Origin of the sequence: Streptomyces sp. NPDC058195, from assembly GCF_042883525.1 — a bacterium.
Classification (GTDB): domain Bacteria; phylum Actinomycetota; class Actinomycetes; order Streptomycetales; family Streptomycetaceae; genus Streptomyces.
The window spans coordinates 330,229-336,816 of the sequence record NZ_JBHVVM010000006.1; the positions used below are offsets into that span (position 1 = coordinate 330,229).

General features: G+C 68.5%; 7 protein-coding genes and 1 pseudogene. 4 read left to right on the forward strand and 4 right to left on the reverse strand.

The genetic code is table 11. From position 1 onward, the window contains the following. Positions 1–27: 27 nt before the first annotated feature. On the reverse strand, positions 28–645 hold the full coding sequence (locus ACFVWY_RS10965) for a CBS domain-containing protein (protein ID WP_389869679.1): 618 nt from the start codon (positions 643–645) through the stop codon (positions 28–30). 264 nt (positions 646–909) lie between these two features. Here ACFVWY_RS10965 and ACFVWY_RS10970 point away from each other — a divergent pair, with 264 nt between their 5' ends. Next, positions 910–1,770 carry a universal stress protein gene (locus tag ACFVWY_RS10970; RefSeq protein ID WP_389869682.1) on the forward strand — a complete coding sequence of 287 codons (861 nt, stop codon included), beginning with the start codon at positions 910–912 and terminating at the stop codon, positions 1,768–1,770. 297 nt (positions 1,771–2,067) lie between these two features. Beyond that, positions 2,068–2,142: a carbamoyltransferase N-terminal domain-containing protein gene (locus tag ACFVWY_RS10975; RefSeq protein WP_389869726.1), complete on the forward strand. Its 75-nt coding sequence runs from the start codon at positions 2,068–2,070 to the stop codon at positions 2,140–2,142. A gap of 7 nt (positions 2,143–2,149) precedes the next feature. On the opposite strand, the pseudogene ACFVWY_RS10980 reads toward ACFVWY_RS10975, so the two are convergent. From ACFVWY_RS10980 to ACFVWY_RS10990, 3 genes and pseudogenes are all read right to left on the reverse strand, one after another. Beyond that, positions 2,150–3,191, reverse strand: a pseudogene (locus ACFVWY_RS10980) (IS630 family transposase). 129 nt (positions 3,192–3,320) lie between these two features. Further along, the gene (locus tag ACFVWY_RS10985) at positions 3,321–4,205 is read right to left on the reverse strand and encodes a class I SAM-dependent methyltransferase (protein ID WP_389869684.1); all 885 of its coding nucleotides are present in this window, start codon (positions 4,203–4,205) and stop codon (positions 3,321–3,323) included. A 241-nt stretch (positions 4,206–4,446) separates the two neighbouring features. Further along, positions 4,447–5,484 carry a hypothetical protein gene (locus ACFVWY_RS10990; RefSeq protein ID WP_389869687.1) on the reverse strand — a complete coding sequence of 346 codons (1,038 nt, stop codon included), beginning with the start codon at positions 5,482–5,484 and terminating at the stop codon, positions 4,447–4,449. Between the two features lie 269 nt (positions 5,485–5,753). On the opposite strand from ACFVWY_RS10990, the gene ACFVWY_RS10995 reads away from it, so the two are divergent. Then, the gene (locus tag ACFVWY_RS10995) at positions 5,754–5,909 is read left to right on the forward strand and encodes a hypothetical protein (RefSeq protein ID WP_389869690.1); all 156 of its coding nucleotides are present in this window, start codon (positions 5,754–5,756) and stop codon (positions 5,907–5,909) included. Beyond that, entirely contained in the window at positions 5,909–6,277 is a 369-nt protein-coding gene (locus ACFVWY_RS11000; RefSeq protein ID WP_389869692.1) for a hypothetical protein, read from the forward strand. The genes ACFVWY_RS10995 and ACFVWY_RS11000 overlap by 1 nt, the downstream gene beginning before the upstream one ends. The last annotated feature ends 311 nt before the right edge of the window (positions 6,278–6,588 follow it).

Consider the following 6,588-nt stretch of genomic DNA (forward strand, 5'->3'; position numbering starts at 1 on the left):
CAGGCGCGGGCGCTCGCCCGTGGGCAGTCACCAGGGGAAGTCCTGCGCCGTCCCGGGCGCGCGAGGTGCCGCGCCCACGCTGACGGACAGCCGGTCCACGACGGTGACAACCCCCTCCACGCGTTCGGCGAGCCGCACGATCGTCACCGCTTGGTCCGGTCGGCGGACGTGGCCCATGAGGGTCACCACACCGTCCAGCACCCGCACGTCCACCGCATCGTCGGGGAGATCCGGAACATCACTGATGACGTCGTCCCGGATACGGTCCCGGACCTCTGCGTCCGGGCGGAGGAAGACACGGAGCAGGTCGCGGCGGGTCACGATGCCCACCAGCCGCTCCTCCTCGTCGACCACGGGAAGGCGCTCCACACCGCGCCGCACCATGATCCGGGCGGCCTCCGCCACCGCTTCCTCGGCGTGTACCGTGACGGCCGGTGTGCTCATCAGCTCCCGGGCGGTGAGCGCCCGGCGCGCCAGCAGATCGCTCTCGGAGACGACCCCGACGACGTGATCGTCCTCGTCCACGACGGGCAGCCCGGTGACATCGTGCTCGGCGAGGAGTTTCGCCGCCTCCCGGAACGACGTATCCGGGAGGGCGCAGACCACGTCGTCGGTCATCAGCCGACCGACCTTCATACGCCTCATCGCGGACCTCCCGTTCATGCCTCGGTGGCTGATCACCCCCGCCACACCACCGTCCACCGGCCTTTCCCCCTCCACGAGAGGCCGACCGGCCCTCACCGGGGCCGGTCGGCCCCGATCCGCTCCCGCTCCAGCCCCGCCGCGGGCAGGACCTTCGGTCCCATCCGCGCCCCCAGTGGCTCTTCGGCTCCGGGGCGCAGGCAGAGAGGCTGGGAAGTGGCTCGACCCCGGGATCATCGGCACGGGGACGGGATGAGGAGGCGCACCATGACCGCAGCCGGACATCGAGGGGATCTCGTCGTCGGTATCGACCCGGTCCGCGACGGGCGTCTCGCCCTGGCCTGGGCAACGGACGAGGCCCACCGGCGCCGACTGGCGCTCCGCCTCGTGGTCGTCGTACCACCACTGCGGGAGACGGAGCTCGTCGACGAGAATCCCAGGCATCAGGCGCAGGCACGAGCGGGGAGGGAGGCGCTGCGGACCGCGGCCGACTGGGCGCGAGCCCGGAACGCGGATGTGCGTGTCAGCTGCGAACTCCTCGACGGCGCCCCGGCAGCCGTCGTGTCAGGGCTGGCGCAGGAGGCCGGCATGGTCGTCCTCGGTTCCCGGCACCTCAGCCGTACCGAGGAGTTCCTGAGCGGCGGCTCCCTGGCCGTTCCGGTCACCGCGCAGGCGCGATGCCCCGTCGCCGTTGTGGGGGACGCGGAACACAGCACCCAGGTTCCGCCGTACCTCGTCGTCGGTGTCGACGGCAGCGCGTCCTCCCGCTCCGCCCTGGCCTTCGCCTTCGAGGAGGCGGACCTCAGGCGCTGTGAGCTGCGGGCCATCGCGGTCTGGCAGCCGCCCGTGTTCTCCCGGTGGACAGGCGCGACGCCACTGGACGCGGAGCGCCGTCTGCTGGCGGAGACCACGGCGGGCTGGTCGGAGAAGTACCCCGGCCTCCGGGCCAGTCACGAAGTGCTCGTCGGATCGCCCGTCGAGGTGCTCGCGGCAGCCGCCGAACACGCCCTGGCCGTCGTCGTCGGGCGTCGGGGCGGGGGCGGCTACACGGGGATGCGGCTCGGTTCCGTCGTCCACGGACTGCTGCACCGCGCACACTGCCCCGTGATCACGGTTCCCGGGCCGTGACGGGCGCCACGGCCCGGTGTGCCGCGGACCTCGTGACCGAAGGGCCGCGGACGTGAGGGCCGACCGGACCGGGGCCGCGTCGGAGGTGCTGGGGAGGAGGCGCGAGCAGGGGGCGCGGGGCGTGGTCGTGCGGCGCCCGCAGGACTCGATCGAGACGGGTTCGGCCGTGGTGGAGTGGCCGGACGACGCGGTGAGCCGCGAGCGCCGGGCGCCACAGGGGAAGCATCCGGCACTCGGTTGCTGAGCAGTTCCGAGGAAGGCTGTTCGCACTCTTCGGGCCGGTATCCGCGCCTCGTGATGGCCGGCGGCTGCGCGCTCACCATCAAATGGAACTCGGCAATCCGGGAGGCCGGACCCTTCGAAGAGATCTAGTGGCTTGTCACGCAGCCTTGGCTGGGTATTCGGTCCAGGATCGGATCGGTGAGCCGGGAGCGAAGTTCGTCTTTGGTTCTGCGCGGGTGTTACGCCAGCGGACGTAGGCGGCGACGGCGGCGTTCTGTTCGTCGTGGCTGCGGTGGTCAGTGCCGTTGAGTGCGAAGTAGCGCAAGGCTGCGAACTCGGCCTCGATCCAGTTCAGCCAGGAGCCGTAGGTCGGCAGGAAGACCAGCTCGATGTTGTTGTCGGCTGCCCAGGTGCGGACCTTGGCGTGCTTGTGCGGGGAGAAGTTGTCCAGCACCACATACAGCTTCTGCTCGGGCCAGCGGGCGCGCAGGGCTTTGAGGAGGTCGAGGAACTCGCGCCACCGCTTGCGCGGGCGAATTCGGTAGTACAGCTTGCCGGTGGCCAGATCGAGGGCGGCGAGCATCTGCCTCACGCCGCCGTAGCGGTTGTAGGTGGCCCGCAGACGGCCCCCACGCCTTGCCCTTGCGAGGCATCAGGTTCAGCGGCCCGAACTCATCGACGCATATCACCCGTCCGTCGGCGGGCGAGGTGTCATACAGCGCCAGGACGTGGTGCATCTTGGCGATGAACTCCGGGTCGGTGGACGCCTTCCACGTGGTGGTGGTTTTCCAGGAGACCTTGCCGGCGTGCAGGATCCGGCGCAGGGTCTCCCTGCTGATGGCCGCGGTCACCTTCTGCTTGACGAGGTGATCGGCGAGCTTGCTCAGGCTCCAGGTGGAGAACGCGGTGATCTTCCAGTCGGCGGGGGACGTCCGGGCGATCAGGCAGATGTGCTCGCGTACCTGGTCACTGATCGTCTTGGGGCGTCCCCCGCTCCATTTTGGGTCCAGCGCGTCCAGTCCCTGCTCGTTGAAGGCGTGAATGACCTCGCGGACATAGTCCTCGCCGACCCGCATCAGCACGGAGATGGCCTTGACCGTCTGGCCCTGGGCGGACATCTGCACCACGATCGCACGGCGGAGTTTCACCGGGGCCTTCGCGATCCGGCTGGTCCGCTGCAGCTTCCGGCCCACCTCCATGCTCACCGGCCGGACGAACACACTCGGTCGACGCCCCACGACCACCTCCAAGATCCGCTCTTGGGAGCAGCCTGTCGGCCCACAGCCACCAGATCAATGAGCGGCTCGGCCTACCTGGGCTGAGACCGCCTAGCGGGTGGGGACGCTCGCACGGGCGAGGACGGACAACTCGAACGGGCGGAGCGCGTCGGTACGTTCCCACTCCGCAGGGTCGATCGTTTCTCGTTGCCGGGCGTACTCGATCGGCTGGAGCCGGTGCTCAAGCAGGAGGGCGTTCATCTGCTCGATACTGAGGAACGTTTGCCAGGGTTCGCCCTGCTCGCCCGCCGCTGCCATGACCAGCTCCGCATACGACTGACCTGTCTCGTCGCGGAGTCCGGCCGGGAGGAGGTGCTCCACGATGAGTTCTGTCCCGGGTGCGAAGCCGCTGATGACGGCCAGGGTCTGCCTGATCGCCTCCGAGGTCAGGTACATCGTGACCCCGAGCCAGCTGACCAGTGCGGGTCGGCCCGGGGCAAAGCCCGCCCGCACGAGGTGCTCGGTAAGTGACTGGGCGTACTCCTTCTCGAAGTCGACCGGGACGAAGAAGGCGGACGGTGGCACCGTCGTCCCCGTCTCAACCAGCAGTGCTCGCTTCCAGTGCTGGGTCGTCGGCTTGTCCACCTCGAACACCCGCACGCCGTCGGCCAGTTCAGACCGGTAAGCGAAGGAGTCCAGCCCCGCACCGAGGATCACGTACTGGTCGACGCCCCGGCCGGCCAGCTCGGCCAGCCGGTCCTCGGTGTAGCGGCTGCGGGTAACGGCCGTCGTCCGCGCGCCGGACAGGACAGGGTGCCCACCATAGAACCGGTGGTAGCCAAGGAGTTCTTCAGCACGCTCACCCAGGAAGGTCTGCGCCAGGGTGTCGGTGAAGATCGAGGGAGTCTCGTCGACGAGGAGGTGTGCCGCGCGTGCCGCGGCCGACATGAGAGCTGTCTGGCTGGGTTGCCCCTTGTTCATCATGATGCCGGACATTAACCCAACAATTTGACAGAATATCACAAAAGTAAATCTTTCGGAAGGGCTTCCGAGTCCTGTTTTGGTAACGAATGCGATCTTCGCGAGAAGGCCCAACGGCCAAACGCCGCCGGATCAATTACGGGTCGACCCATGGAGCAGAGCCACTAGAAAGGCTCATTCATCCAGGCCGCTGAGAGCAGTCAGGGCCGGGCTCCTCTGGAGGGCTGGCCAGGGGAACACCGGCAGCTCGCAGGCATCAGAAGGACGCGGTGGCAGAGGGGCTGCTCCCGTTCTGCGCTTGCTGTGCCCGGTCCGCCATCATCCGTCCGAGTGCGGTGAGCGACGGTTCCAGGTCGTCTGCCGCGGTGGTGTAGCGGACGAAGACGACGACCGTTCCGACAAGGGCCCCTGCTTCGGCCTCCTCGATGGCTTCGTCGTCCTCGTTGAGGTTGATCTTGCCGGGGGTGAACTGGTAGGCGGTACTGGTGTCGCCCATGGACGGGAACGAGATAAGGGTCTTCTCCGACGAGTCGGCCAAATCCTTACGAACCTGCTCGAAGCCTTCGGCGGCGTGCAGGGCGCTGTCGTAGGCCGCAACGTAGAGCACGGCCGTCTTCTGCGGTCTCTCGCGTCCCAAGGTCGTCCTGGCGGTGAACAGATGCCCCTTGCATTCGGGCTGACAGTTCTGTTCCCCTGTGGTCACCTCCGGATCGCCCTGGCTCCTGAACTCGGCTGGCAGGCTGTCGCTGTCGGGGAGGACGCTCTTGACGGTGGACATCCCGGAGAGGGGGGCCACCTTGCGCTCACCTTCGTCGTCGCCGAGCGACTGCACCACACTGCGGAGGCCCAGTGCGACCAGCAGGGCCAGCACCACGCCGATGACGGCGAGGGTCGCCACCACGCCCGTGGTCTTCTTCAGGTGCAGCGGCCCAACGTTGATGGTGGCGCGGTTGGCGTCGCCGCCGATGTGGACACGCTGGACAATCGTCGGCGGGTGCGTCGGAACCGGTGGAGGTCCGGGCTGCAGCGCGGCCCGCAACTGCTCGGCGAGACCGGGATCCCCCTCCAGCTCTATGGTCAGGCGTGCCCGTACCGCCTCCGCCGCCTGCTCCGATCCGGGTTCCGCGTCCCACAGGCCGAGTGCCCCGAGCCCCTCATCCGAGCGACCGAGGCGACTGCGCACGAGCTCCGCGAGACGGGTGAAGGCAGCGGTGCCAGCAGCGGTGCCGGCACCGGACGCGGCACCCGAGGCGAGGGTGGCGACGACGGCACTCGCTAAATCCGTAGGTGACATGCACACATGATTCCGGAACTGAGGCTGTTTCCGAAGGAGAGTGAGCCAATTGAGAGGGCGGCGTCCGCATGGTCCCCACCGGATTCCGCGCCGCTCTTCGCCTCGTTTGGTGTGCGCAGAACGCCTTTCACCAGCTCCGGACCTTGCGCTGCCCGGGCCAGGCGACTGAAGTCTGCCGGGGACGGGAGGCGTGCCGGGCTGGCGGAGGAAGAGGGGCGGCTGCGGGCGGTATCCGCAGACGGGGGTTTTGGGCCGACAACACATCTACCATGATCTCGTTCAACTACCTCGCGGCGTTCCTGACCGACGTCACCGGCATCCCCGAGGTATGGGTTCCCGCGATACAGGAGCTGTTCGGTGTCGGCGCTTTCATCGGCCTTTCCATCGGGGCCGGATCGCCGACAGGCGGCCCTGGCAGGCTCTGATGGCCGGGGCGGCCGGAATCCTGGGCCGTTCCGTCCTGCTGGCGCTCCTCGCCCCGTACGCGCTGGCGGTCGTCCCTCTGGTGCTGCTCCTCGGGGTTGCCGGATTCGTGGTGAACCCGGCCATCTCCGGGCGCGTTTTCACCGTCGCGTGGGACGCGCCGACACTCGCCGGGGCCACCACCACCTCCGCGTTCCAGCTCGGCATCGGCCTCGTCCCCGCCCTGGCCGGGACCGCCCTCGGTTCCGGTGCCGCGATCACCTCGGTCATCTGGATCGGCGCCGGCCTGGCCGTGCTCACCCTGCCGGTCATCCTTCTCGACCGAGCGATGACACGGCGCCGCATGCGGCCGGACCAGACGTCGGCGTGACGCTGCGTCACCGCTGCCCGCAGTGACGGCCAGGCCTTCGACGACAAGAACGATCGTCAGACGGCGTCGTTGAGGACCTTGCGCACGTCGAGCGGCATTGGTCTGCATGTGCGACAGCGGAACGAAGAATTCGTGAGCACAAGCAGCCGAGTCCTCGCCGCGGTGAGGTGCCTGCTTGGGAGACCCTTCTCACGAAGCGATGCCGGAGGGCGGGATGGCTAGGGTCTTTCGTTTGGATCAGGCTGGATCAGGGAGCGGGGGCTGGTGCGTGCAGCTGCAAGGCGGAGGAAGGAGCCGACGCGGAGCGTCGG